Source organism: Delftia lacustris, assembly GCF_040267515.1.
Lineage (GTDB): Bacteria > Pseudomonadota > Gammaproteobacteria > Burkholderiales > Burkholderiaceae_C > Comamonas > Comamonas tsuruhatensis.
The window spans coordinates 800,206-822,979 of the sequence record NZ_CP141274.1 but is presented as its reverse complement, the minus strand read 5'-3'; the positions used below and the strand labels follow the sequence as shown (position 1 = coordinate 822,979).

22 protein-coding genes and 1 pseudogene are annotated in these 22,774 nt (G+C 69.8%); 8 read left to right on the top strand and 15 right to left on the bottom strand.

Features of this window, described 5'->3' with window-relative positions:
- Window positions 1–82 precede the first annotated feature (82 nt).
- A complete protein-coding gene (locus tag U6958_RS05275) occupies window positions 83–718 on the top strand; it encodes a YbhB/YbcL family Raf kinase inhibitor-like protein (protein WP_016450045.1) in 636 nt (211 codons plus the stop codon).
- The gene (locus U6958_RS05270) at window positions 715–1,563 is read left to right on the top strand and encodes an AraC family transcriptional regulator (protein WP_017407741.1); all 849 of its coding nucleotides are present in this window, start codon (window positions 715–717) and stop codon (window positions 1,561–1,563) included. The genes U6958_RS05275 and U6958_RS05270 overlap by 4 nt, the downstream gene beginning before the upstream one ends.
- On the opposite strand, the gene U6958_RS05265 is transcribed toward U6958_RS05270, so the two are convergent.
- The 7 genes from U6958_RS05265 to U6958_RS05235 form a co-directional block, all read right to left on the bottom strand.
- Window positions 1,539–2,228 (bottom strand): 3'-5' exonuclease, encoded by a 690-nt coding sequence (locus U6958_RS05265; protein ID WP_074922513.1) that lies wholly within the window; start codon window positions 2,226–2,228, stop codon window positions 1,539–1,541. The genes U6958_RS05270 and U6958_RS05265 overlap by 25 nt on opposite strands.
- Window positions 2,225–4,078, bottom strand: coding sequence for a putative nucleotidyltransferase substrate binding domain-containing protein (locus tag U6958_RS05260; protein ID WP_074922515.1), 1,854 nt, complete (start codon window positions 4,076–4,078; stop codon window positions 2,225–2,227). Before U6958_RS05260 ends, U6958_RS05265 begins: the two co-directional genes overlap by 4 nt.
- Window positions 4,079–4,714, bottom strand: coding sequence for a DsbA family protein (locus U6958_RS05255; RefSeq protein WP_074922517.1), 636 nt, complete (start codon window positions 4,712–4,714; stop codon window positions 4,079–4,081).
- 34 nt (window positions 4,715–4,748) lie between these two features.
- A complete protein-coding gene (locus U6958_RS05250; protein WP_016450040.1) occupies window positions 4,749–4,994 on the bottom strand; it encodes a DUF1289 domain-containing protein in 246 nt (81 codons plus the stop codon).
- A complete protein-coding gene (locus U6958_RS05245) occupies window positions 4,991–5,494 on the bottom strand; it encodes a YbaK/EbsC family protein (RefSeq protein ID WP_012207760.1) in 504 nt (167 codons plus the stop codon). The genes U6958_RS05250 and U6958_RS05245 overlap by 4 nt, the downstream gene beginning before the upstream one ends.
- Before the next feature lie 2 nt (window positions 5,495–5,496).
- Entirely contained in the window at window positions 5,497–6,438 is a 942-nt protein-coding gene (locus U6958_RS05240) for a hydroxymethylglutaryl-CoA lyase (protein ID WP_016452781.1), read from the bottom strand.
- A gap of 109 nt (window positions 6,439–6,547) precedes the next feature.
- On the bottom strand, window positions 6,548–7,456 hold the full coding sequence (locus U6958_RS05235) for a LysR family transcriptional regulator (protein WP_074922520.1): 909 nt from the start codon (window positions 7,454–7,456) through the stop codon (window positions 6,548–6,550).
- A gap of 91 nt (window positions 7,457–7,547) precedes the next feature.
- Here U6958_RS05235 and U6958_RS05230 point away from each other — a divergent pair, with 91 nt between their 5' ends.
- From U6958_RS05230 to U6958_RS05220, 3 genes and pseudogenes are all read left to right on the top strand, one after another.
- On the top strand, window positions 7,548–8,510 hold the full coding sequence (locus U6958_RS05230; RefSeq protein ID WP_074922522.1) for a 3-hydroxyacyl-CoA dehydrogenase family protein: 963 nt from the start codon (window positions 7,548–7,550) through the stop codon (window positions 8,508–8,510).
- Window positions 8,507–8,641, top strand: a pseudogene (locus U6958_RS05225) (3-keto-5-aminohexanoate cleavage protein); the annotation flags it as partial. The gene U6958_RS05230 and the pseudogene U6958_RS05225, both read left to right, overlap by 4 nt.
- A gap of 11 nt (window positions 8,642–8,652) precedes the next feature.
- The gene (locus tag U6958_RS05220; RefSeq protein ID WP_074922559.1) at window positions 8,653–9,021 is read left to right on the top strand and encodes a tripartite tricarboxylate transporter substrate binding protein; all 369 of its coding nucleotides are present in this window, start codon (window positions 8,653–8,655) and stop codon (window positions 9,019–9,021) included.
- A gap of 9 nt (window positions 9,022–9,030) precedes the next feature.
- Here U6958_RS05220 and U6958_RS05215 read toward each other — a convergent pair whose 3' ends face one another.
- From U6958_RS05215 to U6958_RS05195, 5 genes are all read right to left on the bottom strand, one after another.
- Window positions 9,031–9,951 (bottom strand): glyoxylate/hydroxypyruvate reductase A, encoded by a 921-nt coding sequence (locus U6958_RS05215; protein ID WP_074922524.1) that lies wholly within the window; start codon window positions 9,949–9,951, stop codon window positions 9,031–9,033.
- A gap of 70 nt (window positions 9,952–10,021) precedes the next feature.
- Complete coding sequence (locus U6958_RS05210) at window positions 10,022–12,040, bottom strand: acetyl/propionyl/methylcrotonyl-CoA carboxylase subunit alpha (RefSeq protein ID WP_074922526.1); 2,019 nt, start codon at window positions 12,038–12,040, stop codon at window positions 10,022–10,024.
- A 51-nt stretch (window positions 12,041–12,091) separates the two neighbouring features.
- Window positions 12,092–12,841: a DUF4126 domain-containing protein gene (locus tag U6958_RS05205; RefSeq protein WP_043790440.1), complete on the bottom strand. Its 750-nt coding sequence runs from the start codon at window positions 12,839–12,841 to the stop codon at window positions 12,092–12,094.
- Between the two features lie 66 nt (window positions 12,842–12,907).
- Window positions 12,908–13,693, bottom strand: coding sequence for an enoyl-CoA hydratase/isomerase family protein (locus U6958_RS05200; protein ID WP_034363212.1), 786 nt, complete (start codon window positions 13,691–13,693; stop codon window positions 12,908–12,910).
- A gap of 34 nt (window positions 13,694–13,727) precedes the next feature.
- Window positions 13,728–15,335 carry a carboxyl transferase domain-containing protein gene (locus U6958_RS05195; RefSeq protein ID WP_047327945.1) on the bottom strand — a complete coding sequence of 536 codons (1,608 nt, stop codon included), beginning with the start codon at window positions 15,333–15,335 and terminating at the stop codon, window positions 13,728–13,730.
- 92 nt (window positions 15,336–15,427) lie between these two features.
- On the opposite strand from U6958_RS05195, the gene U6958_RS05190 reads away from it, so the two are divergent.
- Window positions 15,428–17,161 carry a Na+/H+ antiporter gene (locus U6958_RS05190; RefSeq protein ID WP_016450031.1) on the top strand — a complete coding sequence of 578 codons (1,734 nt, stop codon included), beginning with the start codon at window positions 15,428–15,430 and terminating at the stop codon, window positions 17,159–17,161.
- Window positions 17,162–17,205: 44 nt separating this feature from the next.
- Here U6958_RS05190 and U6958_RS05185 read toward each other — a convergent pair whose 3' ends face one another.
- Window positions 17,206–18,924 carry an AMP-binding protein gene (locus U6958_RS05185; RefSeq protein ID WP_074922528.1) on the bottom strand — a complete coding sequence of 573 codons (1,719 nt, stop codon included), beginning with the start codon at window positions 18,922–18,924 and terminating at the stop codon, window positions 17,206–17,208.
- A 136-nt stretch (window positions 18,925–19,060) separates the two neighbouring features.
- Between U6958_RS05185 and U6958_RS05180 the strand changes: the two genes are divergently transcribed.
- Window positions 19,061–20,137 carry an AraC family transcriptional regulator gene (locus U6958_RS05180; RefSeq protein WP_074922530.1) on the top strand — a complete coding sequence of 359 codons (1,077 nt, stop codon included), beginning with the start codon at window positions 19,061–19,063 and terminating at the stop codon, window positions 20,135–20,137.
- 75 nt (window positions 20,138–20,212) lie between these two features.
- Window positions 20,213–20,878: a glutathione S-transferase family protein gene (locus U6958_RS05175; RefSeq protein WP_017405399.1), complete on the top strand. Its 666-nt coding sequence runs from the start codon at window positions 20,213–20,215 to the stop codon at window positions 20,876–20,878.
- A gap of 13 nt (window positions 20,879–20,891) precedes the next feature.
- Here the strand turns inward: U6958_RS05175 and U6958_RS05170 are convergent, their stop codons facing one another.
- Both U6958_RS05170 and U6958_RS05165 read right to left on the bottom strand, forming a co-directional pair.
- Window positions 20,892–21,590 carry an HAD family phosphatase gene (locus U6958_RS05170; RefSeq protein WP_074922532.1) on the bottom strand — a complete coding sequence of 233 codons (699 nt, stop codon included), beginning with the start codon at window positions 21,588–21,590 and terminating at the stop codon, window positions 20,892–20,894.
- Between the two features lie 99 nt (window positions 21,591–21,689).
- On the bottom strand, window positions 21,690–22,739 hold the full coding sequence (locus U6958_RS05165) for a hypothetical protein (protein WP_074922533.1): 1,050 nt from the start codon (window positions 22,737–22,739) through the stop codon (window positions 21,690–21,692).
- Between the last annotated feature and the right edge of the window lie 35 nt (window positions 22,740–22,774).

The window sequence follows — 22,774 nt, the reverse complement described above, 5'->3', positions numbered from 1 at the left end:
TTTCCCCGCCCCTAGACTCGGGGGTCTGCCGAGCGCTTCGTGCAGCATGACTTCTCTCTTCAACGCACAGGATCCATCCGACATGCAACTCACCAGCCAAAGCTTCCAGGACGGCCAGGCCATCCCCGGCGAATTCGCGTTCGCCGTGCCCGATGCGGCATCCCACGTGGCGCTGTCGTCCAACCGCAATCCGCACCTTGCCTGGAGCGGCGCACCGGCGGGCACGCAGTCCTTCGTCGTGGTCTGCCACGATCCCGACGTGCCCAGCCGCGGCGACGATGTGAACCAGGAAGGCCGGGAAGTGCCGGCCAGCCTGCCGCGCGTGGACTTCTTCCACTGGCTGCTGCTGGACATTCCGGCCGCCACCACCGAGATCGCGGCAGGTGCCCAGTCCGACGGCGTCACGCCGCGCGGCAAGAGCGGCCCGGCCGCCCCCGGCGGCCTGCGCCACGGCATCAACGACTACACGGGCTGGTTCGCGGGCGACGAGCAGATGAAGGGCGACTACTACGGCTACGACGGCCCCTGCCCCCCGTGGAACGACAGCATCGTCCACCACTACGTCTTCACCGTCTATGCGCTGGCCACGCCCACGCTGGCGGTCTCCGGCGAACTGACCGGCGCCAATGTGCGCGCGGCGCTGCAAGCCGGCCAGGTGCTGGGCAAGGCCAGCATCACCGGCCTGTACAGCCTGAACCCTGCGGTCTGCGCCGCTTGAACCTGAACGGCGACCCGGTGCCCGGCAGCCACTGGCTGCTGCCTTCTGCCGCCCCTGTGGTGCGGGCCGGCCTGTGCAGCCTGGCGCAGCCCAGCCTGCGCCAGGCCCGGCATACGCCGCGCTTCCTGTTCCATGAAGCCTGCCTGCTGCTGGTGGCGGCAGGCAGGCTGGACCTGCACGACGGCAGCCACCAGACCACGGTGGACACGCCCTCTTGCCTGCTGCTGGTGCAGGCGCATACCAGCGCCGATCTGATGAAGACACCGGGCAGCGGCGGACAGCCCTTTCGCTCCGTGCTGCTGGCACTGTCGCCCGAGCTGCTGGAGGCGTTCCACCGCACACGCGCCCAGCCCGCAGCGCTGCCGCTGGACGAGCAGGCCTTTCGGCAACTGCCGCTGGACGACGACCTGCAAGACGCTCTGCGGCAGGTGCTGGCCAGCGTGCCGTCGCCGACTCTCAGCGACGAACGGCTGCGCTACCGGCTGATGGACCTGCTCGCCGCGCTCGCGGAGCGCGGCCACATCCTGCGCCGCGCGGGCCCGCCCGGCACGGCCTCGCGCCTGCGCACCCTCATTGCCCAGGCGCCCCAGCAGCACTGGACAGCGCACAGCGCCGGCAGCGCGCTGGCCATGAGCGAGGCCACGCTGCGCCGGCGCTTGGCCGGCGAGGGCGTCCGCTTCGAGGAACTGCTGGTGGACACGCGCATGCACCACGCCATGCTGCTGGTGCAGACCACCGGCTGGAGCCTGCAACACATCGCCCAGGCATGTGGCTACCAGTCGCGTGCGCGCTTTTCGGAGCGCTTCCGTGCGCGCTTCGGCTATTCGCCGTCCGCCTTGCGCTGATGCAGCGCGGCCGGCGTCCCGCCAGCCAGCCTGCGCAGCTTGATGAAGGCCAGCGCCGCCATCACGGCGTCGTTGAGCGCGTCGTGGGCCTCGCGCCGGGGCAGGCCCAGATCGGCCATCAGCGTGGCAAAGCGCAGGTCGATCTCGGGCGCCTGCTGCTGCCAGGGCAGCAGCTGCCGGAAGCGGTGGTCGTAGTACAGGGCCGAGACCTCGATGCGCTCGTTGGGCAGGCCCGTGCCCAGCCAGGGGCGCAGCACGCGCTCGATCATGGCCACGTCGAATTCCAGGTAGTAGCCGACCAGCGGGCGGCTGCCGATGAAGCGCAGCAGCTGCGCGAGCGCGTCCTCGATGGCCAGGCCCCGGGCCAGGTCGCGCTCGCGCAGGCGGTGGATGCGCACGCTGTCCGCTGGCACGCTGCGCGAGGGGCGCACCAGCAGCTCCAGGCGCTCGCTGGACAGGATGCGCTCTCCCACGATGCGCACGGCGCCGATGGAGACGATCTGGTCGCAGCGCACATCCAGGCCCGTGGTCTCGCAGTCCAGCGCCACCCATTCGCCGGGCGGCGGCGCGTCGAAGAGAAAGGCATAGGCGGGGTCCGCCAGCCTGCGCCGCTGCCAGTTGCGCCGCAGGCCCGCCACCCATTTCGACAGGGGTGCCGCGCTCATACCGCGTCCAGCCGCAGGCGCTGGCGCAGCAGTTCCCTAAAGCGCCGCACCACGGCCAGCGTGTCCTTGAGCAGATCACGCTCCAGGCTGCTCAGGCGCGCCGGGTCCACATGGCCGGTGACGGTCCGGCCCAGGTCGATCTCGGCCAGGCCCGCCTGCAGGCGCAGGCCCATGAGAAAGTGCAGTCCTTCAAGCAGTTCGCGGCCCTGGACTTGATCGAGCACGCCTTCGGCCACCAGGGCCGCCAGGCGCTCGGCCGTTCCCGTGGCGGCGATGTGGTGGGCCAGCGCCAGGCTGCGCACGCCGTGGACGATGGGAAAGATGCCGGCCTTCTTGAGGTGCACGGGCGCCCCCTCGTCACCACGGCCCAGCAGCCGCTCCCACCAGCTGCCCGGCTCGTGCGCGAAGGCGTCGACGGCCGAGGCAAAGCGCGCCACCTGGGCGTCGCTGTCCAGGGCCAGCGCCATCAGGTCCCGCCGAACCTGCGCGAGCAAGGCTGCATCGCCTGCCACGGCGTGGGCGTCCAGAAAGATGGCCAGGTGCATCAGCCCTTGCGGGCTGGGCAGGATCAGCCATTCGCGCACACGACGGCCAAAGTCGGCCACCGTGCCGCGCCACAGCGGATTGCTGAGCATGATGCCGCCCGGGCACTCGGGGTAGCCGAAGCGCTGCAGCTGCGCGGAAAAGCGCGCGCAGATGGCATCGAGGTCCTGGGGCGGCACATAGCCGTCGCGCAGCAGCAGGCCGTTGTCCTGGTCGGTCTTGAGCAATTGCTCGCCGCGCCCCTCGCTGCCCATGACGAAGAGGCAGCTGTGGGCCACCAGGTCCGGCGACGCCAGCATCTGCCAGGCACGCTCGAACAAACGGGCGTTGAGCTGCTGCACCAGGCGCGCCATGAGGGCAATGCGCGTGCCGCCCCGGTGCAGGGCGGCCACCAGGCGCGTGATCTGGGCAGCCGCCTGCTCCAGCGCCTGCAGGTCGGCAGCCTGCTCGATCTGCACGGTGATCAGGTGGGAGTGGTTGGCCAGGAAGCTGAACAGGTCCAGCGCCTCCAGGATGCCCAGCACCTGGCCCTGTGCATCCAGCACGGCCAGCCGGTGCACGCGTGCACGCAGCAGCACGACCAGGGCATCGCCCAGCTGGTCGTCGGCGCGCACGGTGAACACGGGCTGGCTGGCGAACTCGCCCACGGCCAGTCGCTCCAGCGGGCGGCCGTCAAGGATGGCGCGCTGCAGCGTGGTGCCCGTGAAGATGCCCAGGCCGCCCTGCGGCAGTCCCGAGACCAGCACGCTGGTCGTGCGCTCTGCATGGAACAGGCGCACCACGGAGACGATGTCGGTGGCCGCATCCACCACATGGGCGGCGCGCAGATAGGCCTGGTCCACGCGCGCCAGCGTCAGCGACTGCAATTCGTGCCGGTCGGCGCGCTGGGCCAATGTGCCCAGCTTGTGGCCCAGGTCGGAGAACAGCAGGGCGCCAAAGGCCGTGTTGCGCGCGATCAGCTCGCCCACGGTTTCGCGCGCAAGCTGGTAGGCGATGAGCTCCTCGGCCACGGTGAAGCGGCTGCCCGTGCGGCCGGCCACCAGGGCGCGGCCGTCGAAGCTGTCATCGGGGCCGTAGCTGGCCAGCACCTCGTCGCCCTCGGTCTGCACCACATGGCCCTTGATGATGACGAAGAGGTGGGTGGGCGCCGAGCCGGCGTCCAGCACCACGGCGCCTTCGGGGAAGTAGGCGATGTCCACGCCATCGCGCACCAGCGCCTGTTCGTCGGGCGTGAGGCAGTCGAAGGGCGAGGCGGCGAAGTTGAAGGCGTTGGGCATGGGGCGGGGCCGTTGTTCCAGCCCCGCCATTCAAACCTTCAGGCCTTGCTCCACGCTTGCAGCCGCGTCCCAGCCGCTGTCGAACCAGCTGTCGCCTTCCAGGTAGGCGCGCAGCATGGGCAGGCTGTCCAGGCCCCAGAAGAGGCGGCCGTCGACTTCCCAGGCCGGCACGCCGAACAGGCCTTGCGCGGCCGCGGCGTCGGTGTTCTCGCGCAGCAGGCGCTTGGCGTTGTCCGCCGCATCCGTGCGCAGCTGTGGCGCCAGCGTGGCGCGCAGTGCGTCGAGCCGCGCCGGGTCCAGCGCGTCGGCGCCGCCCTGCCAGACATGGCGCAGCACCGTGCTCGCGACAAAGCGGTTGACCGTGCCGTCGTCGCTGCATTCCAGTGCCAGACGCAGCAGCGGCAGCGGGTTGAACGGATGGCGGGCCGGCATGTCCAGCCCCACGCCCGTGGCATGGCCCAGCCAGCTCACATGGCGGTAGGTCCACTCGCGCTTGCCCGCAATGCCGGCCGGCCCCGGGTTGGCATGACGCTGCAGCAGCGCGCCCAGCAGCACGGGGCGGTACTGCATGTGGTGGCTGATGCCCTGCAGGGCCTGAGGCAGTTGCTCGAAGGCCAGCCAGGCATAGGGCGAGACGAAGTCGAGATGGAAGGTGATCTGCTTCATGGCGGCAGGCTCCTGCAGTGCAGTCCAGGGGGGTCTAGGGGACGGCGACCGTGATGCCCGCACGCTCGAGCAGCGCGTTCCAGATGACCAGGCGCTGCGACGCATCGGACTTGGACCAGGCACGGATCTCGTCAATGGTGCGAAAGCACCCTTCGCAATGGCTGCGGTCCGGCGTCATGCGGCAGACCGAGATGCAGGGCGATGGCACGGGCTCGTCGTCAGCACGCGCAGCGAAGGCTGCGCCGGCCTTGTGGGCCAGCATTTCCTTGGGGCCCATCATGCCGCCACCTCCTGCACCACGTCGGCCCAGGGCGCGCCGGCCAGCAGTTGCAGCGCGGCCGGCGTGGCCGCGAACACCGCATGCGGATGGCCGGCGGCAGCCCAGACCGTGTCGAAACGCTGCAGCTCCCGGTCCACCAGGGTCACGGGCGTGTTGGCATGGGCCACGGGGCTGACGCCGCCGATGGAAAAACCCGTCTGCGCCTTGACGAAATCGGCGTCGGCACGGCCCACGGGGCCGACCAGGGCAGCGACCTTCTTCTCGTCCACGCGGCGGTCGCCCGAGGCCACGACCAGCACGGCCACGCCGTCGCTGCGGCGGCGGAAGATGATGCTCTTGGCCACCTGGCCCACGAGGATGCCCAGCTGGTCGGCCGCTTCCTGGGCCGTGCGCGCCGCGCCGTCCAGCATGCGCGGCCCCTCGCCATGGCCGGCCTGCTGCAGGAAGGCCGCCACGCGCTGCACGCCTTCGGGAAGATGGTGGAGTTCAGATCCGCACATGCTCACACCGCCTCGCATGCAGACGCGCTGGCGCGCTTGGTGAGCAGTGCCTTGGCCACGCGCGACTGCGTGGGGCGGCCCAGGTGGTCGCTGATGAACTGGCCAGCGTCAATCAGCTTGTCCAGGTCGATGCCGGTCTCTATGCCCATGCCCTGCAGCATGTAGACCACGTCCTCGGTGGCCACATTGCCCGTGGCGCCCTTGGCGTAGGGGCAGCCGCCCAGGCCCGCCACCGAGGTGTCGAACTGCCACACGCCCAGCGACAGCGCGGCCAGCGTGTTGGACACGGCCTGGCCGTAGGTGTCGTGGAAGTGGCCCGAGACATCGTCGATGGCGAAGTGCTGCAGCGTGGCCTCGATGGCCTTGCGCACCTTGACGGGCGTGCCCACGCCGATGGTGTCGGCCACGCCCACATGCTGCACGCCGATGCCCTTCATGAGGCCGGCCAGGTAGGCCACGCGCTCGGGGGCGATCTCGCCTTCATAGGGGCAGCCCACGGTGCAGCTCATGGCGCCGCGCACGTAGATGCCCTGGGCGCGTGCGGCCTCGGCCACGGGGGCGAAGCGCTCGATGCTTTCGGCAATGGAGCAGTTGATGTTCTTCTGGCTGAAGGCCTCGCTGGCTGCGCCGAAGACCACGATCTCGTCGGGCCACAGTTCGCGCGGCGCCGACAGCGCGGCCTCCAGGCCCTTCATGTTGGGCGTGAGCACGCTGTAGCGCACGCCGGGGCGGCGGACGATGCCGGCCATGACTTCGGCGTTGTCGGCCATCTGCGGCACCCATTTGGGGCTGACGTAGCTGGTGACCTCGATTTCCTTGAGGCCGGCTTCCTGCAGGCGGTGCACCAGCTCGATCTTGACGGCGGCGGGCACGGGCTGTTTTTCATTCTGCAGGCCGTCGCGGGGGCCTACATCGACGAGTTTGACGCGGGAAGGAATGCTCATGGGGTGTTCTCACCGGGATGACGGGTACGGCCCCTATTGTCCAGGCTTGCAGGCCCGGGCACCACCCCATATCCTGCCGGGCCATGCACAACGGCTGCCAGCGCCCCGTTCAGCCCGGCAGGGCCGCCATTTCATCGCGCAGCATCTCCACCATGCGCGCGGCAGCCGGCGACAGGCGGCGGCCGCTCAGGCGCACCAGGCCGATGGGGCGGCGCAGCACCGGCCGTGCCAGCGGGCGCGCCACCACCTCCGGCCGCTGCACCACCTGCGCGGCCAGCAGCGGCAGCGCGCTCACGCCCAGATCGGCAGCCACCATGGCCGCGATGGTGGCCAGGTGCTCCACGGCGTACTGGGGCGCAAAGCGTATGCCGTGGGCCAGCAGGGCCTCGTCGGCGTACTGCCGCACGCTGGTGCCGGCCGGCATGGAGATGTGGGGCAGATGGGCCACGTCGGCCCAGCCCAGATCGCCGCGCCCGCGCGCCAGCGCATGGCCGCGGCCCAGCAGCAGCACGAAGCGGTCGGAGGCCAGGGGCAGGTAGTCCAGGTCGGCATAGGCGGGGTTGGCCGCCGTGAGCTCAAAGTCCACGCGGCCCGCGCGCACCATGTCGAAGGCCGGCCCGGCCAGGCTGTCGAACAGCTCCAGGTGCACGCCCGGATGCTCGGCCGCAAAGCGCGCCAGCACGCGGGGCAGCAGGCCCGCGGCCAGCGAAGGCAGGGCCGCCAGCGCCAGCCGGCCCACCTGCACCTGGGCCACCTCCTGCACGCGGCGCACGGTCTCGTCCATCTGGTGGCGCAGGATGCGCGCCTGCTCGGCGAAGACCTCGCCGGCCTGGGTCAGTTCCACGGCGCGCGTGGTGCGCTCGAACAGGCGCGCGCCCAGCATCTCTTCCAGCCGCGCCAGCGTGCCCGAGACGGCCGACTGCGACAGGTGCATCTGCAGCGCCGTGCGCCGAAAGCTCAGCGAATCGGCCAGCGCCAGAAAGACATCGACCTCGCGGGCCGACCAATTGATCTTCATGGCCGATCAGTTTATCGAAAAATGCGTCTTTACCGTTCAATGACGTCTGCCTAGACTGCGCCTCAAATCCATGAAATCAGCAGGAGACAGCATGCACAGCAGTTCGCCGCGCCACGCGCGCACGGTGGTCGTCGGGGGAGGCACCATGGGTGCCGATGTGGCCGTGGTCCTGGCCCGGGGCGGCGCCCTGGTGACCGTGGTCGACCCCGGCGCGGCACGGCGCGAGCTGCTGCTGCAGCACATTGCCATCGAGCTGGCCACGGCCGGCTTTGCCCGGTGCGCGTCCCAGGTCTCGGTCTGCGCGGCGCTGGAGGATGTGGCCTGGGACGGCGTGGCCCTGGTGGTGGAATGCATCACCGAGCGGCTGGATGCCAAGCAGGCGCTGTTCGCCGAACTTGAGGCGCATGCGCCGGCCGACGCCGTGCTGGCCAGCAACAGCTCGGGCTTTCCCATCAGCGCCATCGCCAGCGGCCTGCCCACGGCGCAGCGCATGCTGGGCCTGCACTTCTTCATGCCCGCCCACTTGGTGCCACTGGTGGAGGTGGTGCTGGGCGAGCGCAGCGACCCGGCCCTGGGCCAGTGGCTGCACGCCTTCATGCGCGGCTGCGGCAGCGTGCCGGTGCTGGTGAAGAAGGACCAGCCCGGCTTTCTGGCCAACCGCATGCAGCATGCGCTGTCGCGCGAGGCCTTCGCCCTCATCGACGAGGGCATTGCCTCGCCCGAGGATGTGGATGCCGCCGTGCGCTTCGGCTTCGGCTTCCGCTTCCTGGCGGCCGGCCCCGTGCTGCAGCGCGACCATGCGGGCATCGAGGTGCATTGCGCAGCGGCCGCCACCATGTACCCCACGCTGTCCAACACCGATGTGCCGGCCCAGGCCCTGCGCGATCGCGTGGCGCGTGGCGATCTGGGCATGAAGACCGGCAAGGGCTTCTTCGACTGGCCCGAGGAGCGCCGTCTGGTCGAGCGGGCCCGCTACGACGCGCTGCTGCGCCAGGGCCTGGCCTTGCTGGCCAGCGAGCTGCCGGTGCCGGAGCAGGCACAGGACACGCCATGAGCACGCCGGTCCCCACGTCACCCACCTCGCAGTGGAGCGACCCGCCGATCATCACCGTGGCCCCCAACGGCGCCTACAAGCAGCCGGCCGACCACCGAGCCCTGCCGGTCACTCCGCAGGCGCTGGCCGCCAGGTGGGCGTGATGTTCGACATCGTGGGCAGCTCGTTGCAACACATCCAGGGCGGCCGCCTGATCCCGCTGGCCGTCACCTCGGCCGAGCGCAGCAAGGTGCTGCCCGATGTGCCCACCATGGCCCAGGCCGGCGTGCCCGGCTACCAGATCACGGGCTGGCATGGCATTGCCGTGCGCGCGGGCACGCCGCCCGCCGCCATCGACAAACTCAATGCCACGGTCAACGCCATCTTCAAGGACCCGGCCTTTCGCACGCGCTGGGAGGCCATCGGCACTCCGGCCGTGGGCGGCACGGCCGCCGAATTCGGCGCCTTGATCAAGAGCGACTCCCAGCGCCTGGGCGCGCTGGTGCGCAGCACCGGCGTGACGCTGGACTGAGCGCGCCCGTCAGTAGCCGCGCCGCAGGTCCACGCGGCCGCTCACGGCCTCGCCCCGGCTCAGCGCCGCGACCTTGCCCACGATCTGCTCCACGCTGTCGCGCGCCAGGGTGCGCGCCGAGGTGTGGGGCGTGAGCGTGATGCGCGGATGCCGCCAGAAGGCATGGCCGTCGGGCAGCGGCTCGGTGCGGAACACGTCGAGCAACGCGCCGGACACATGGCCCCCGTCGATGGCGGCGATGAGGTCCTCGTCCGCCACATGGCCGCCGCGTCCCACGTTGATGACATAGGCGCCCGGCTGCAGCAGGGCGAGGCTGCGCGCGTCGATGATGCTGTCGGTCTCGGGTGTCAGCGGCAGCAGGTTGACGAGGATGCGGGTGGCGCGCAGAAAGGCGTCGAAGTCCTGCGGGCCGCAGAAGCCACGCACGCCGTCGATGGCATGCGGCGTACGGCTCCAGCCGTTGACGGGGAAATCGAACACCGCCAACGCGCGCGCCACGCGCTCGCCCATGCGGCCCAGTCCCATGACGCCCACGGGGTAGTCGGCACGCCGGGGATTGGGCCGGTGCTGCCACAGGCCGGCGGCCATGTCGGCCTCGTAGCCGTCCAGGCCGCGGAAGAAGCGGATCACGGCCTGGCAGACATATTCGGCCATCTGCACGGCCATGCCGGCGTCCTCGAGACGGTAGACGGGAAGGTCGGCCGGCAGGTGCAGCGGCAGCAGCGCATCGACGCCGGCACCGATGTTGAACAGGGCCTTGAGGCCCGGCTGCTCGTCGATGAAGCGCTGGGGTGGCGCCCAGACCAGGGCGTAGTCGGCCTGCGGCGCGCCCGGCGACCAGATGTCCACCTCGGCGCCCGGCAGGGCCGCGCGCAGTCCTTGCAGCCAGGCGTCGGGCCTGGTGTCTTCGCAGCAGAAAGTCACTCGCATAGGTGGCCAAGCCTAACGGCCTGGCGACGCCCACGCGCGACTTTTGCGCAAAACTGTCTTGTCTGCGGGCTCAGCTTTCCAGGCGCAGCAGCTCGGAGCCTTCGGTCACCTGGTCGCCGGGCGCATACAGCAGCTCGGCCACCACGCCGTCGCCGGGCGCGGCGATGGTGTGCTCCATCTTCATGGCCTCCATCACGGCCAGCGGCTGGCCCTTGCTGACCTTGTCGCCGGCCTTGACGGCAAAGGAGACCACCTTGCCCGGCATGGGCGCCGTCAGGCGACCGCCTTCCGAATGCACATCGCCCGCATGGGCCAGCGGATCGGCCAGGCCCAGCACGGCCGCGCCCTGGGGAGCGAACACATGGCATTGCTCGCCCAGCACATGGACCTGGGCGCGCAGGCGCTGGCCCGCGAATTGCACGTCGAAGGCGCCGTCCCCGGCCTGTTGCCAGGACAGCAGGCCCTCGGCGAGGGACTCGCCCTCGCCCACGGCCAGTTGCAGCGCGCCGTCATGCAGGTAGCGCAGGCGCGCGGGCACGGCGGCCTCGCCCTGGCGGAAGTCCCAGCGCCGCTCGGCCACGCCGTGCGAGCGCCAGCCGTCGCGGCGGCTGAAGGGGTCGGCGGTTTCCTGCGCGCGCTCGGCCTGCAGCACCTGGGCCACGGCGGCGGCCACGGCCTGGGCCTGCGGCAGGCGCTGCTGGTGGAACAGATGCTGCTTCTCGCGCTCGATCAGCGCCGTGTCCAGCTTGGCGGTTGCAAAGGCATCGCTGGCGATGACCAGGCGCAGGAACTGCACATTGGTGGCCAGGCCCACGATGCGTGTCTCGGCCAGGGCGGCATCAAGCCGCGCCAGCGCCTGTTCGCGCGTGTCGCCATGCACAATGAGCTTGGCGATCATGGAGTCGTAGAAGGGGCTGATGGCATCGCCCTCGCGCACGCCATCGTCCACGCGCACGTCGCCGACATGGAAGCTGGCGCAGTCGGGCTTGCGGTAGACATGCAGGGTGCCGGTGGCTGGCAGGAAGCCGTTGTCGGGGTTCTCTGCGCAGATGCGCGCCTCGATGGCGTGGCCGGTGATGCGCAGCTCGTCCTGGCGCTTGGGCAGGGGCAGGCCGCTGGCCACGCGCAGCTGCCAGTCCACCAGGTCCTCGCCCGTGATGGCCTCGGTCACCGGGTGCTCGACCTGCAGGCGGGTGTTCATTTCCATGAAGTAGAACTTCATGGCCTCGGGCTGGTCGTAGCCGCCGGGCTGCTCGACGATGAATTCCACCGTGCCCGCGCCCACGTAGTTCACGGCCTGGGCGGCGGCCACGGCGGCCTCGCCCATCTTCTGGCGCAGCGCAGGCGTCATGCCGGGCGCGGGAGACTCCTCCAGCACCTTCTGGTGGCGGCGCTGCACCGAGCAGTCGCGCTCGAACAGGTAGACGCAGTTGCCCTGGGTGTCGCCAAAGACCTGGATTTCGATGTGGCGCGGGCGCAGCACGTATTTCTCGACCAGCACGGCGTCGTCGCCGAAGCTGTTGATGGCCTCGCGCTGGCAGCTGGCCAGGGCGGCTGCGAAGTCCTCGCTGCGCTCGACCAGGCGCATGCCCTTGCCGCCGCCGCCCGCGCTGGCCTTGATCAGCACCGGGTAGCCGATGCGGTCGGCCTCGCGCTGCAGCAGCTGCGGGTCCTGGTCGGCCCCGTGGTAGCCGGGCACTAGGGGCACGCCGGCCTTTTCCATGAGCTGCTTGGAGGCCGCCTTCAGGCCCATGGCGCGGATGGCCGAGGGCGGCGGGCCGATGAAGACCAGGCCGGCATCGGCGCAGGCCTGGGCGAATTCCTCGTTCTCGCTGAGAAAACCGTAGCCGGGGTGGATGGCCTGGGCGCCCGTGGCCTTGGCGGCCTCCAGGATGCGTTCCCAGCGCAGATAGCTGTCCTTGGGGGCGCTGCCGCCGATGTGCACGGCCTCGTCGCAGGCCTGCACATGCTTGGCGCGGGCATCGGCGTCCGAGTACACGGCCACGGTGCGCACGCCCATGCGGCGGGCGGAAGCCGCGACGCGGCAGGCGATTTCACCGCGGTTGGCGATCAGGATCTTCTTGAACATGCGTTATCTCCAGTGTTTTCTCTGCAGCCCCGGTCATTCGGCGACCGGCGGCTATGGTTTTTGATTCATCGCGGGAGACCCGCCGAACAGCGCGCGCAGGCGCTGCACCACGGCCTTGAGAAAGCGCCACAGCGCCCAGGTCAGCAGCCACAGCGCGATGACCACGACCAGCAGCACGGCGGCGAAGGCCAGCGGGTGCGTGAGCGCCAGCCAGATCGCGCCCACCGAGGCGCCGTCCTCCACCAGGCTCGCGCCCACGTTGGAAAACGGCTCGGGCGAGGTGTTGATGGCCGCGCGCGTCGTGCTTTTGGCCACCTGGCTGGACAGGGCCAGCGAGCCGCCCATCAGGGCCGCCATGGTGGCCATGGTCGCGCTGTCGGCGCCGAAGACGCCGGCCGCCAGCGCCGCGCCCGCCGGGATGCGGATCACGCTTTGCAGCAGGTCCCAGACCGAGTCCACCCCGGGGATCTTGTCGGCGAAGAACTCCACGAACAGCAGCGCTCCGCTGGCGAACAGCAGGGCCGGATGCTCCAGCACATGCAGCCCGCCCGGCAGCGCCACCCAGCCCAGCGCCCCCAGCAGCCCGGTCACGAACACCACGGCGTAGAGCCTAAAGCCGCTGGCCCAGCCCAGTGCGGCGGCCAGCGCCAGCAGGCCGGCCATGTCCATGCCGCTGGTGGCCTGGCCCACGCGCTCGGCCACTTCGCCAGCCGCCTCGCTGACCGTGTGGTGCACGGCCGGGCCCGGGTACAGGCCCACGGACTGCAGCCACTGGACGAGGGAGTCGGTCAGGGTGCTCATGGTGTTGGCTCGGCGTTGGCTCGGCGTTGCTCGGTGGTGGCGCGATGAATGGGCAGCCTGCGCGTGTCAGGCCAGCCAGGCCGGCTTGCGCTTTTGGAGGAAGGCCTGCACGCCCTCCTTGCCCTCGGCGCTGGCCCGGATGTCGGCGATGCCTTCGACGGTGGCGGCGATCAGCTGCTCGTTGATCTCGCGCTCGGCCACGTCGATCACCAGGCGCTTGCAGGCGCGGGCGGCGGCGGGACCGGCGCTGACCAGGTGCTTGAGCAGGCCGTCCACGGCGTTGTCCAGCTCTTCGGCGGGCACGACGCGGTGCACGAAGCCGATGCGCAGCGCCTCGGCCGCGTCGAAGCGCTCACCGGTCAGGAAGTAGCGGTGGGCGGCGCGCGCGCCCATGGCGCGGATCACGTAGGGGCTGATGGTGGCGGGGATCAGGCCGATCTTCACCTCGGACAGGCAAAAGCCCGCGCCCTCGGCGGCCACGGCCATGTCGCAGGCAGCGACCAGGCCCATGCCGCCCGCATAGACATCGCCCTGCACGCGCGCGATGGTGGGCTGCGGGCATTCGTAGATCACGCGCAGCATTTCGGCCAGCAGGCCGGCGTCCTCGCGGTTCTCGTCGCGCGAGTAGTCGGCCATGCGGCGCATCCAGTTGAGGTTGGCGCCTGCGCAAAAGGCCGGGCCCTCGGCGGCCAGCACCACGGCGCGCACGTCGCTGCGCTTGCCCACGGCGTGGAAGGCGTGGGTGATGTCGGCGATGACCTCGTCGCTGAAGGCATTGCGCACTTCGGGCTGGGTCAGCGTGATGGTGGCCAGGGGGCCCTGGAATTCGAGGGTCAGTGCGGTGGTTTTCATGAAGTACCTCGCTGCAAGGAAAGAGGGGCCGCCGTCACATGCGGAACACGCCGAAGCGCGTGTCCTCTATGGGAGCGTTGCGCGTGGCCGCCAGGCCCAGCGCCAGCACGCGGCGCGTGTCGGCAGGGTCGATGACGCCATCGTCCCACAGGCGCGCCGTCGCGTAATAGGGGTGGCCCTGATCCTCGTACTGCTGGCGGATGGGGGCCTTGAAGGCCTCTTCCTCCTCGGCCGTCCACTGGCCGCCCTTGGCCTCGATGCCGTCGCGCTTGACGGTGGCCAGCACGCTGGCCGCCTGCTCGCCGCCCATGACCGAGATGCGCGCGTTGGGCCACATCCACAGGAAGCGCGGCGAATAGGCGCGGCCGCACATGCCGTAGTTGCCCGCGCCGAAGGAGCCGCCGATGATGATGGTGAACTTCGGCACGGCCGCCGTGGCCACGGCCGTGACCAGCTTGGCGCCGTGGCGGGCAATGCCTTCGTTCTCGTACTTGCGGCCCACCATGAAGCCCGTGATGTTCTGCAGGAAGACCAGCGGGATCTTGCGCTGGCAGCACAGCTCGATGAAGTGCGCGCCCTTGACCGCCGATTCGCTGAACAGGATGCCGTTGTTGGCGATGATGCCCACCTGCATGCCCTCGATGCGCGCAAAGCCGCAGACCAGGGTGGCGCCGAAGCGCGCCTTGAACTCGTCGAAGCGGCTGCCGTCCACCACGCGGGCGATGATCTCGCGCACGTCGAAGGGCTTGCGCGTGTCCACGGGGATCACGCCGTACAGCTCGCCGCCGTCGAACAGCGGCGCCTCGGGCGGCAGGTCGCCAGCCGAAGGCTGCTTGGCATGGTTGAGGTTGGCCACGGCCTGGCGCGCCAGCGCCAGCGCGTGGGTGTCGTTGTGGGCCAGGTGGTCGGCCACGCCCGACAGGCGCGTGTGCACGTCGCCGCCGCCCAGGTCCTCGGCGCTGACCACCTCGCCCGTGGCGGCCTTCACCAGCGGCGGGCCGCCCAGGAAGATGGTGCCCTGGTTCTTGACGATGATGGACTCGTCGCTCATGGCCGGCACATAGGCGCCGCCGGCCGTGCACGAGCCCATGACCACGGCGATCTGGGCAATGCCCTCGGCGCTCATGTTGGCCTGGTTGAAGAAGATGCGGCCGAAGTGCTCGCGGTCGGGGAACACATCGTCCTGGTTGGGCAGGTTGGCGCCGCCCGAGTCCACCAGGTAGATGCAGGGCAGGCGGTTCTGCGCGGCGATCTCCTGGGCGCGCAGGTGCTTCTTCACCGTCATCGGGTAGTAGGTGCCGCCCTTCACCGTGGCGTCGTTGCAGACGATCATGCAGTCCACGCCGCTGACGCGCCCGATGCCGGCGATCAGGCCCGCGCCGGGTGCATCGTTGCGGTACATGTTGAGCGCAGCCAGCGGGGCGATCTCCAGGAAGGGCGTGCCCGGGTCCAGCAGCATGGCCACGCGGTCGCGCGGCAGCAGCTTGCCGCGCGCCACGTGCTTGGCGCGCGCGGCCTCGCCGCCGCCCTCGGCGACCTTGGCCACCTGGGCCTGCAGGTCCTCGACCACGGCGCGCATGGCCGCGGCATTGGCCAGGAAGTCCGCCGAACGCGGATTGAGTTGGGTGCCCAGAATGCTCATGTGTGGCCTCTTCTTGTGTTTGCCCGATGCGGGCGCTTGGTTTTTCCGAATGTCCTGCAAAGAACGGCGGTCCGGCCTGGGGAAAATGCCGTATGCACACCGTTGAAATCGTCTTGCTCGTCCTGCTGCTGGGAGCGTTGACGGGCATTGCCGCGCGCTACGTGCGCGCCATCCCGCTGCCGCTGATCCAGATCACCCTGGGAGCGCTGATGGCCTGGCCGCAAAAGGGCCTGCACATCGCCTTCGATCCCGAGCTGTTCCTGCTGCTGTTCATCCCGCCGCTGCTGTTTGCCGACGGATGGCGCATTCCCAAGCGCGAGTTCTTTGCGCTGTACCGCCCCATCCTGCGCCTGGCGCTGGGCCTGGTGCTGTTCACGGTGGTGGGGCTGGGCTGGCTGATCCACTGGCTGGTGCCCGGCATGCCGCTGACCGTGGCCTTTGCGCTGGCCGCCGTGGTCTCGCCCACCGATGCCGTGGCCGTCTCGGCCATCACGCGCAACCTGGGCATGCCCGAGAAGACCATGCACATCCTCGAGGGCGAGTCCCTGCTCAACGACGCCTCGGGCCTGGTGGCGCTGAAATTCGCCATCGCGGCCACGCTGACCGGCCTGTTCTCGTGGACCGAGGTGGCCAAGGATTTCATGTGGATGGCCCTGGGCGGCCTGGGCGTGGGCACGCTGATCGGCTGGGGCTTTTCCTATGCGCGCAGCACCATCACGCGCCGCCTGGGCGACGTGGCGGCCACGCAGATGGTGCTGCTGCTGATCCTGCTGCCCTTCGCCGCCTACATCGTGGGCGAGAAGATCGGCGTGTCGGGCATCCTGTCGGCCGTGGCCGCGGGCATTGCCACCAACTTCGCCGACCTGGAGCGCAGCAGCTACATCAGCGAGCGGCTGCAGACCGAGGGCACCTGGAGCATGGTGGAAGCCTCGTTCAACGGTGCCATCTTCCTGCTGCTGGGCCTGCAGCTGCCCTCCATCATCGGCGTGACGCTGCACGATGCGGGCAGCGAATGGTGGGTGCTGGTGGGCTATGTGGTGATCATCTCCAGCGCGCTGCTGCTGATGCGCTGGATCTGGCTGACCCTGGGCGTGCAGCGCAGCCTGGCTCGCGCCCACTTCCAGGGAAAGATGGCAGAGCGCCCCTCGCACCTGCTGAACCTGGCCACCACCATGGCCGGCATACGCGGCGCCGTGACGCTGGCCGGCGCGCTGTCCGTGCCCATGCTGCTGAACAACGGCCAGCCCTTCCCCGGCCGCGAGATGCTGGTCTTCCTGGCCACGGGCACCATCTTGTTCACCCTGGTGCTGGGCAGCATTGCCCTGCCGCTGATCCTGCGCCGCATGCCCCAGCCCGGCGAATCGCCCACGGTGCGCGAGGAGCGCCTGGCGCGCGTGGCCGCCTGCCAGTCCGCCATTGGCGGGCTGACGCTGAGCGAGGAAGAGATCCAGGGCCACACGCCCGAATGGGTGGCCATGCACCAGGAGGTCATGGGCCACCTGACGCAGGAGTACCGCAACCGCGTCCAGCTGCTGGACGACGGCAGCGGCACGGCCTCCAGCATCGAGATCCAGCGCGAGGCGCCCGAAGTCGTGCGCCAGCGCAAGCTGCGCTACCTGCTGGAGATCGAGCTGCGCCTGCGCTGCATCCACCAGGAGCGCGACGCGCTCTACGCCGAGCGCCAGGCCCACCGCATCAACGACGAGTCGCTGCGCCGCCTGGTCAGCGAGCTGGACATGCAGGAGATCTCGCTGCGCAAGCGCCTGGTCGTGGCGCGCCGCGCTGCAGCCTCGGCCATGGCCGCGCCCGAGGGCGGCACGCCCTAGGCGGCACGCGGTGGACAGCTGGCGGCAGCGCATGAAAGCAGCCCTCAGGCGGTCCTGGCCGGGCGCAGATCCAGCATGGCGATCATCTCGTCGCGGATCTTGAATTTCTGGATCTTGCCGGTCACCGTCATCGGGAAGGCCTCGACGAAGCGGATGTAGCGCGGCACCTTGTAGTGGGCGATCTGGCCCTTGCAGAAGTCGCGCACGCCGTCTTCGGCCAGCGTCTGGCCGGGCTTGACGATGATCCAGGCGCACAGCTCCTCGCCATAGCGCACGTCGGGCACGCCGACGACCTGCACGTCCTGCACCTGCGGATGGCGGTAGAGGAATTCCTCGATCTCGCGCGGGTAGATGTTCTCGCCGCCGCGGATCACCATGTCCTTGATGCGGCCGACGATGTTCACGTAGCCCTGCTCGTCCATGGTGGCCAGGTCGCCGGTGTGCATCCAGGCCTCGTCGTCGATGGCCTCGCGCGTGCGGGCCTCGTCCCCCCAGTAGCCGTGCATGACCGAGTAGCCGCGCGTGCACAGCTCGCCCGAGACGCCGGGCGCCACGACCTCGCCCGTGGCCGGATCGACGATCTTCACCTCCAGGTGCGGCTGCACCTTGCCCACGGTGGACACGCGGCGCTCCAGCGGCGTGTCGGCATCGCTCTGGCAGCTGACGGGGCTGGTCTCGGTCATGCCGTAGGCGATGGTGATCTCGGACAGGTGCATGTCGCTGACCACGCGCTTCATCACCTCGATGGGGCAGGGCGAGCCGGCCATGATGCCGGTGCGCAGCGTGCTCAGGTCGAACTCCTTGAAGCGCGGGTGGTCCAGCTCGGCGATGAACATCGTGGGCACGCCGTGCAGGCCCGTGCAGCGCTCGGCCTGCACGGTCTCCAGCACCAGCAGCGGATCGAATCCGTCATTCGGGTAGACGATGGCCGAGCCATGCGTGAAGCAGGCCAGGTTGCCCAGCACCATGCCGAAGCAGTGGTACAGCGGCACGGGAATGCACAGCCGGTCCTCGGGCGTCAGCCGCATGCACTCGCCGATGAAAAAGCCGTTGTTCAGGATGTTGCGGTGGGTCAGCGTGGCGCCCTTGGGAAAGCCCGTGGTGCCGCTGGTGAACTGGATGTTGATGGGGTCGGTGTTCTTGAGCGTGGCGGCCACGGCGTCGATGCGCGCATCCTGCGCATCACCGCGCGCCAGCAGGCTGGAAAAGCGCAGCATGCCGGGCTGCTCTTCGCCCTGCCCTGCCACGTCGATCCAGACCACGCTGCGCAGCTGGGGCAGGCGCGCGCAATGCAGGCGGCCGGGCTCGGCCGTGGCCAGCTCGGGGGCCAGTTCGCGCAGCATGCCCAGGTAGTCGCTGGTCTTGAACTGCGCCATGGTCACCAGGGCCTTGCAGCCGACCTTGTTGAGCGCGTACTCCACCTCGGAGGTGCGGTAGGCCGGGTTGATGTTGACCAGCACCAGGCCGACCTGGGCCGTGGCCAGCTGCATCAGCACCCATTCGGCGTTGTTGTGCGACCAGATGCCGACGCGGTCGCCCTTGTCCAGCCCCAGGCCCAGCAGCGCGCTGGCCAGGCGGCGCGCCTCGGTGTGCAGGCCGGCATAGCTGTAGCGCAGGCCCTGGTGGCGGCTGACCAGGGCCTCGCGATCGGGCTGCCGGGCCGCCATGTCGGCAAAGAAATCGCCGATGGTCTGCTCGATCAGCGGCACATCGGTGCGGCCTTGGGCATGGCTGGAAGCGAGCGGGGCGTTCTGGGCGGGCATGCGTTGTCTCCTGTGTCGTCGGCGGCGCCTGGGACGGGCAAATGCAGTGGCCTGCCCCGTCACGGCAGCTATTGCGTGGCAGCATAAGGGCCAACCCCGAGCAGAACAGGCCACGAAGGTTGCAATAATTGCCAGCATGTTCACCCCCTCGCTGGTCAAGACCCCCCTGCCCCAGGCGGCCGCCACCATGGCCTCCGCACACCCTGCAGTCACGCCCATGGCCTTTGTGCAGGCCATTATGCTGGCCTACGAACGCCGGGGCATCAGCGCCCTGCCCGCCCTGGAGAAGGCACAAATTGCGCCAGACTCCGTCAAAGAGCGCAACGAGTGCATCACGGCGCTGCAGATGGAGGCACTGTCCGATGCCGCCATGCGCGAACTCGACGACGAGGCCCTGGGCTGGTTCTCCCGGCGCCTGCCCTGGGGCAGCTACGGCATGCTGGCGCGCGCCAGCATGGGCAGCGAGCAGCTGGGCCTGGCACTGGCGCGCTGGTGCCGCCACCATGGCCTGCTGGCCGACGACATCCGCCTCACGCTGACGCAGGAAGACGGCTTGGCCACGCTGGCCATCGAGGAGCTGTCCACGCTGGGCGCCATGCGCGAGTTCTGCCTGCTGTCGGTGCTGCGCAATATCCACGGCCTGGCCAGCTGGTTCATCGACGAGCCGCTGCCGCTGCGGCGCGCCTGCTTTCCCTTCGATCCCCCGCCACATGCCGGCGTGTATGCGCTGCTGTTCCCACCGGGCGAGGTGGAGTTTGGCGCGGCCCGGGCCTGCCTCCAGTTCGACGCGCGTTTTCTGGATATGCCGCTGACGCGCGACGAGCCCGCGCTGCAGCGCATGCTGCAGCGCGCCCTGCCGCTGCAGGTGCGCCCCTACCGGCGCGAGCGCCAGCTGGTGCAGCGCGTGCGCCAGCTGCTGGCGGCCGACGCCGAATGCCTGCAGACGGCCGACACGCTGGCGCGCCAGCTGCACCTGTCCCAGCGCAGCCTGCACCGCCAGCTCAAGGAAGAAGGCGCCTCGCTGCAGGCGCTCAAGGACGAGGTGCGGCGCGAGCGTGCCGTGGCCCTGCTGCTGCGCACCAGCCGGCCCATCAAGCGCATCGCCCAGTCCTGCGGGTTTCTCAACGACAAGAGCTTCATCCGCGCCTTCCGGCTGTGGACGGGGCTGTCGCCTTCCGAATTCCGCAAGAGCGCACGAGCCCGGCCCGAGTGAGGGCCGCGCGCATCCTGGCGCGATTTGCATCCTGCGCGACTGCCGCCGTCCGCGCATCTGGCCTAGGCTTTGCGCATGCACCATCTCCACCATTGCGTCAGCGCGCGCTCCTTCCGCGCGCTGTGGATGCTCGAAGAACTGCAGCTTCCCTACACGCTGCACATGCTGCCGTTTCCGCCGCGCGTGCTGCAGCGCAGCTACCTGGAACTCAACCCGCTGGGCACGGTGCCGCTGCTGCGCCACGGCGAGGCCAGGCTGACCGAGTCAGCCGCCATCTGCGAATACCTGGCCGCCCTGCACCCCGGGGCGGGCCTGTCCGTGCAGCCGCAGGAGGCAGACTTCGCCGCCTACCTCAACTGGCTGCACATGAGCGATGCCACGCTGACCTTCCCGCAGACCCTGGTGCTGCGCTACACCCACTTCGAGCCAGCCGAACGGCGCCAGCCCCAGGTGGCCCAGGACTACCAGCGCTGGTTCCTTGCGCGGCTGCGCGCGGTGGAGCAGGCCGTGGAACAGCGCCACTGGCTCGCGGCAGACCGCTTCACCGCTGCCGACGTGGCCGTGGGCTATGCGCTGATGCTGTCGGCGCACCTGGAGATGGAGCCGCAATGGGGGCCTGCCACACAGGCCTACTGGCAGCGCCTGCAGCAGCGGCCCGCCTTCCAGCGGGCACTGCAGGCCGAGCAGCAGGCCGCGCGTGCGCAGGCCGTGGACGAGACGCCTTCGCCGCGGCTGCGCTAGGGCCGGCTCAGGCTCAAGCGCTGGCGCTGGCGCTGGCCTGCCCGATGGCGCGCAGCATGGCCGGCAGCTCGCCCATGTCGCCGAATACGCAGCTGGCGCCGGCCTCGAGCAGTTGCTCGGCCGATGCGTGGCCCTGGTCGGCCGGGAAGTAGCCCCAGACCGTGGCGCCTGCGGCCACGCCGGCGGTGACGCCGGTCACCGTGTCCTCGATGACCAGGCAGCGCGCCGGCTCCACGCCCAGTGCGGCGGCGGCGGCCAGGTACACATCGGGAAAGGGCTTGCTGCGCGGCAGCTCATGGCCGCTGAAGACGCGGCCCTCGAAATACGGGGCCATGCCGACCTGGGCCAGCTGCATCTCCACCTTGGCGCGGTCCGCGCCCGAGGCGCAGGCGATGCGGCCAGCGCACAGCGCATGGGATTGGCTGACGGCGGACAGCGCGCCGTCAATGGCCACCAGCTCGGCGCGCAGCGCGGCGTTGCGGCGCTCGTAGAAGGCGGCCATCCATGCGTCGGTCAGCGGCTTGCCGGTGCGCGCCTCGATCAGCGCGGCCTGGCTGCGCACGGTCTTGCCGATGAATTCGCGCAGGCATTCCTCGGTGCTGATGGGCCAGCCCGATTCATTGAGCATGGTGCACAGCACGCGGTTGGTGATGGATTCACTGTCGACGAGCACGCCGTCACAGTCGAAGAGCACGGCCTCGAAAGCAGTCATGGATGGATTCTCGAAACAAACTGAGCAAGGGCGCCCTGGGGCGCCCTTGCTGCGGAAAATGGCCGGATTATGCGCCGGCCGCGCATGCCTGTGCCCTGCTCAGGGGAAGGAGGCACCGGCCAGCGGATGCACCATGCGGCGGACGTTGCGCACCGAGATGGAATGGAACCGGCCATCGTCGGTGACCACGTCGCCGAAGGCGAAGAAGCCTTCGACCGCATTGCGGTTGAACTGCTCCAGGCGCTGCGCGAGGCTGGCGCTTTGGGACACCGGTTCGACGCGGTACTCGATGGCGCCCTGCTGGTCGCCGCTCTTTTCGTACAGCTGCACGCCTTCGGTATTGCCCCGCAGCACCAGGGCGCCGCGCAGCAGGTGGCCCTTGGCCCCCATCTCGTCCAGGCGCTGCTTCAGCGCCGTGCCGTTGGCCATGCCGAAGGGCGCGGCCAATGCGAACACCGCGTACTCGAAGGCCGGCGCCTTGGAGTCCTTGACGTAGAGGTTGAACATCTCGTTGCCCGAGATCAGCGGGCCCATGTAGCGGAAACCCCGGCCGCTCATCTCGGCCAGTTGCTGCGTGAAGCCCGACGTGTCCAGCGCACCCACGGCGGGGCGCGTCTCGTAGCTGTAGGTGGCTGCGGCGCTGCTGCTGCGCACATAGAGGTTGCGCAGGTCCTGCGTGCTGCTGGGGAACGCCATGCCCGACTTGTACAGGTAGCCTTGCGCACCCTGTGCGTTGAGCTGGGCCACCAGGGCCGAGACGCCCGCCACGTCGGGCACCATGCGGTAGTCCAGGCGCGTGCCGGTGTGGGCCGTGTCGGTGACGTAGAAGTCACCGATGGGAACGGGGAAGGCGGTACCGCCCGAGGCCAGGCTGTAGGTGAAGGCATAGCCCTGCGCCCCCAGCGCGTTCATGGCGGACAGGGCCGCGTCGAAGTTCTCCGCACCGGTCTCCATGCGGTACTGGCCGGTCACCGGCGTGGGCGTGCCGCCGGGGTTGCCGGGCGTACCGGGGTTGCCAGGATTTCCGCCATTGCCGGGATCTCCGCCGCCCGGCTCTCCCGATCCACCACCACCGCCGCCGCCACAGGCGGCCAGGGTTCCCAGAAGCATCAATGCCGCGCTGCGGCGCGTGAGCTGTACCATCTTCATGACTATCTCCCCTTCTCGTTGAATACATGCCCGTT

Bases quoted from the DNA above. Each gene is read 5' to 3' on its own strand.
- U6958_RS05275 (WP_016450045.1), top strand. From the start codon at position 83: ATGCAACTCACCAGCCAAAGCTTCCAGGACGGCCAGGCCATCCCCGGC.
- U6958_RS05265 (WP_074922513.1), bottom strand. From the start codon at position 2,228: ATGAGCGCGGCACCCCTGTCGAAATGGGTGGCGGGCCTGCGGCGCAAC.
- U6958_RS05260 (WP_074922515.1), bottom strand. From the start codon at position 4,078: ATGGCGGGGCTGGAACAACGGCCCCGCCCCATGCCCAACGCCTTCAAC.
- U6958_RS05255 (WP_074922517.1), bottom strand. From the start codon at position 4,714: ATGAAGCAGATCACCTTCCATCTCGACTTCGTCTCGCCCTATGCCTGG.
- U6958_RS05250 (WP_016450040.1), bottom strand. From the start codon at position 4,994: ATGATGGGCCCCAAGGAAATGCTGGCCCACAAGGCCGGCGCAGCCTTC.
- U6958_RS05245 (WP_012207760.1), bottom strand. From the start codon at position 5,494: ATGTGCGGATCTGAACTCCACCATCTTCCCGAAGGCGTGCAGCGCGTG.
- U6958_RS05240 (WP_016452781.1), bottom strand. From the start codon at position 6,438: ATGAGCATTCCTTCCCGCGTCAAACTCGTCGATGTAGGCCCCCGCGAC.
- U6958_RS05235 (WP_074922520.1), bottom strand. From the start codon at position 7,456: ATGAAGATCAATTGGTCGGCCCGCGAGGTCGATGTCTTTCTGGCGCTG.
- U6958_RS05230 (WP_074922522.1), top strand. From the start codon at position 7,548: ATGCACAGCAGTTCGCCGCGCCACGCGCGCACGGTGGTCGTCGGGGGA.
- U6958_RS05220 (WP_074922559.1), top strand. From the start codon at position 8,653: ATGTTCGACATCGTGGGCAGCTCGTTGCAACACATCCAGGGCGGCCGC.
- U6958_RS05215 (WP_074922524.1), bottom strand. From the start codon at position 9,951: ATGCGAGTGACTTTCTGCTGCGAAGACACCAGGCCCGACGCCTGGCTG.
- U6958_RS05210 (WP_074922526.1), bottom strand. From the start codon at position 12,040: ATGTTCAAGAAGATCCTGATCGCCAACCGCGGTGAAATCGCCTGCCGC.
- U6958_RS05205 (WP_043790440.1), bottom strand. From the start codon at position 12,841: ATGAGCACCCTGACCGACTCCCTCGTCCAGTGGCTGCAGTCCGTGGGC.
- U6958_RS05200 (WP_034363212.1), bottom strand. From the start codon at position 13,693: ATGAAAACCACCGCACTGACCCTCGAATTCCAGGGCCCCCTGGCCACC.
- U6958_RS05195 (WP_047327945.1), bottom strand. From the start codon at position 15,335: ATGAGCATTCTGGGCACCCAACTCAATCCGCGTTCGGCGGACTTCCTG.
- U6958_RS05190 (WP_016450031.1), top strand. From the start codon at position 15,428: ATGCACACCGTTGAAATCGTCTTGCTCGTCCTGCTGCTGGGAGCGTTG.
- U6958_RS05185 (WP_074922528.1), bottom strand. From the start codon at position 18,924: ATGCCCGCCCAGAACGCCCCGCTCGCTTCCAGCCATGCCCAAGGCCGC.
- U6958_RS05180 (WP_074922530.1), top strand. From the start codon at position 19,061: ATGTTCACCCCCTCGCTGGTCAAGACCCCCCTGCCCCAGGCGGCCGCC.
- U6958_RS05175 (WP_017405399.1), top strand. From the start codon at position 20,213: ATGCACCATCTCCACCATTGCGTCAGCGCGCGCTCCTTCCGCGCGCTG.
- U6958_RS05170 (WP_074922532.1), bottom strand. From the start codon at position 21,590: ATGACTGCTTTCGAGGCCGTGCTCTTCGACTGTGACGGCGTGCTCGTC.
- U6958_RS05165 (WP_074922533.1), bottom strand. From the start codon at position 22,739: ATGAAGATGGTACAGCTCACGCGCCGCAGCGCGGCATTGATGCTTCTG.